Source organism: uncultured Gimesia sp. (genome assembly GCF_937919775.1).
Classification (GTDB): domain Bacteria; phylum Planctomycetota; class Planctomycetia; order Planctomycetales; family Planctomycetaceae; genus Gimesia.
Window position 1 is genome coordinate 1 of record NZ_CALFPF010000271.1, and the last position, 3,117, is coordinate 3,117.

General features: G+C 47.4%; 2 protein-coding genes. Both read left to right on the top strand.

Going from position 1 to position 3,117, the window contains the following annotated elements; translation table 11 throughout:
* Positions 1-267: 267 nt before the first annotated feature.
* Positions 268-1,758, top strand: coding sequence for a rhamnulokinase family protein (locus Q0294_RS07295; protein WP_299462608.1), 1,491 nt, complete (start codon positions 268-270; stop codon positions 1,756-1,758).
* Positions 1,759-1,886: 128 nt separating this feature from the next.
* Positions 1,887-2,825 (top strand): signal recognition particle-docking protein FtsY, encoded by a 939-nt coding sequence (gene ftsY / locus Q0294_RS07300; protein ID WP_299462611.1) that lies wholly within the window; start codon positions 1,887-1,889, stop codon positions 2,823-2,825.
* Positions 2,826-3,117: the final 292 nt, after the last annotated feature.

Here is a 3,117-nt window from a genome sequence, read left to right on the forward strand (position 1 = left end):
GAAAATAACAGCGGAATCATACGCATAATCAAAAACTTCTTACTAATTTCCGGAATTTCGAAAACAACGATTTTCGGTACAGGATCGATTCTGATCCTGAATACGACAATCATGCAGACAGCTGTGTCCATGATCTGGAATTCTTTGCAGGGGGACAACTGGTATCCAATGAAATTCCAGAGAAGTTTCTGTATTATGGGAGTTTCACAAAATCATTTTTGCATCAATCTCAGCAAAATCAGGTCCTCGGATAATAAGGGTTTTTAAATGCCGGAGCAGTGTTTTTTGGGAGTCGATTTAGGCGCAGAAAGTGGTCGCGTACTCGCGGGATTACTGGACGACAAGCAGATCCGCCTGGAAGAAATCTATCGCTTCAGCAATGGACCGGTTCCCGTTGCCGGAACACGTCGCTGGAATGTGATCGGCCTCTGGTCATCCATTCTCAAAGGGTTATCTTTAGCTGCTCAAAAATATGGTGACCGCATCATTTCAGTCGGTGTCGATACCTGGGGGGTGGACTATGCGTTGCTTTCCGGTAAGCAGGAACTGCTGGGACAACCTTATCACTACCGCGACCCCCGTACAGAGGGCATGCTGAATCTGGCGACCTCGCGTGTTTCAAAGGCAGATATTTTTGACGCGACCGGTCTGCAGTTTATGGAGATCAACACACTCTATCAGTTATTGTCCATGCAACAGACTGATCCCGAATTATTACATCAGGCGGACAAGTTTCTGCTGATGCCTGATTTCTTTCATTGGCTGCTGTCAGGAAGTCAAGTCGTTGAATTTACGAACGCCACCACAACCCAATGTCTGAACCCGAAAACGGGAGACTGGGCATGGGACTTGTTAAGGCGTCTCGAAATCCCCACCGCCATGTTCCCTCAAATTGTTCCCCCCGGTACAAAGCTCGGCACACTTAGAGATGAAGTCATGCAGCAAACGGGTCTTGGTAAGATAGACGTCATTGCGCCGGCCACGCATGATACCGCCTCTGCCGTTGCCGCGATTCCGACATCGAATACCGGAAAAGCAGACTGGGCTTATATCAGTTCCGGGACATGGTCATTAATGGGAGTCGAAGTCGATTCTGCTGTTCTCGGACGACGTGCGTTTGAATTAAACGTCACGAATGAAGGGGGGATTGACGGAACATACCGACTGTTAAAAAATATCATGGGCCTCTGGCTGGTTCAGGAATGCCGACGTGCCTACGAACGCCGTGGAACAACACTGGATTATTCAGAGCTCGCTGATGCTGCCGCGTCTGCCGACGCCTTTCGATCTCTGGTAGACCCGGATGATCCAAGATTTCTGAGTCCCGATGATATGCTGGACGCTATCAAAGGCTATTGCGAAGAAACCAGTCAACCCGCACCGGAAACAGCAGGCCAGTTCATTCGCTGTGCATTAGAGAGTCTTGCCCTCAAATATCGAAAAGTACTCGGCTGGCTTGAAGAACTGACGGGCACTCCGGTCGAAGTCATCCACATCGTTGGGGGGGGGACGAAAAATGAGCTCCTGAATCAATTCACGGCCAATTCGTGTCAGATACCAGTCATCACAGGCCCTGTTGAAGCCACCGGATTGGGAAATGTGTTAGTCCAGGCGAGAGCCGCAGGTTCAGTCAGTTCACTGGCAGAAATTCGGGAAATTGTTCGAAATTCCACCGAAACTTGTCAATATGAACCACAGGATCGCGAAATCTGGGAACAGGCCGTTCAACGATTCGACCTGCTCTTACATGTGAAATAACGGGGATTTCAAGAATTGACTTCCCGGTATGAGATACTTGCCGTCTCTACCCCAACTCTATATTATCCTGTACTAAAACGAATTTTGCGTATTTTGATTCCCGCTATTTCAAGTTAGAGAGTAAAAAAATGGGTCTGTTTGACCGATTAAAACGTGGTTTGCAAAAAACAAAAGAAGTCTTGCGAACAGATGTCCGCGACTTATTTAAAGCGGGCGAAATTCTGGATGATCAGAAGATTGAAGAATTCGAAGCCCGCCTGATTAAGACAGATATGGGAGTGTCCTCTTCCTCTGCGATCTGCGAAGAAATCCGTAAAAAACATGGTGGGCGTACGGTTGTTCTTGAAGAAATCGAAAACACGGTCAAAGAAAAGTTAAGAACCCTGCTGGAAGGAGAAGGTGATACCAAATGGGATGTTACAGCTCCATTATCGCCATTGAATCAGAATCCCGAGGGGGTGACCGTGATTCTTGTCGCAGGTGTCAATGGCGTAGGAAAAACGACCTCAATTGCCAAGTTGGCCAATCTGATTCTCAAACAGAATAAAACAGTCCTCTTAGCCGCCGGTGATACATTTCGGGCAGCCGCTGTTGAGCAACTGACAATGTGGGCCAATCGATTGGGTTGCGAAATTGTCACACGTCCGGATGGAACCGATCCTGCCAGTGTCGCCTATTCGGGCTGTGATCGTGCCCTGGAAATCGGCGTTGATTATCTGATTATTGATACCGCAGGCCGCTTGCAGACTCATACTAACCTGATGGAAGAACTGGAAAAGATTAAACGCGTGGTCAACAAAAAAATCCCCGGCGCACCACACGAAAGTCTCTTAGTTCTGGATGCGACAACGGGACAAAATGGAATCAGTCAGGCTGAACATTTTACGAAAGCAATTGAGTGCACCGGCCTGATTTTAGCAAAATTAGATGGTACGGCACGGGGCGGAGTGACTGTTGCCATCCGACAGAAGATGGGAATTCCCGTGAAGTATGTCGGCGTTGGCGAGCAGATAGACGACCTTGAGCTCTTTAATCCCCAAGGCTTTGTCGACGCTTTATTCGTTTAATGCCCTGAAAACATGCTCGTCTTAAATCATTGCCACTAGAACACTTCTTTCTGATTACCTAATCCTCGTATTCCCAGGTGCTTAGAATATGCGCATACTTAATGATATTTATCATTTGGTAAAGTTTTGCGCCTTCAGGGTTTAGTGGAACATGTAAAACCCTCCCGATCAAATAAGATTTTCTTGACGCATCTCTTTTCATCAAAACCACTACCGGAAATTCCGATATTCCGAGTTAGAGCCATCGTGTTGTTAGCGCTCACTTTGTCGGCCTTCACGGGTCAACAAATTC

Coding starts and splice junctions, on each gene's coding strand:
- ftsY (WP_299462611.1), top strand. CDS start 1,887: ATGGGTCTGTTTGACCGATTAAAACGTGGTTTGCAAAAAACAAAAGAA.
- Q0294_RS07295 (WP_299462608.1), top strand. CDS start 268: ATGCCGGAGCAGTGTTTTTTGGGAGTCGATTTAGGCGCAGAAAGTGGT.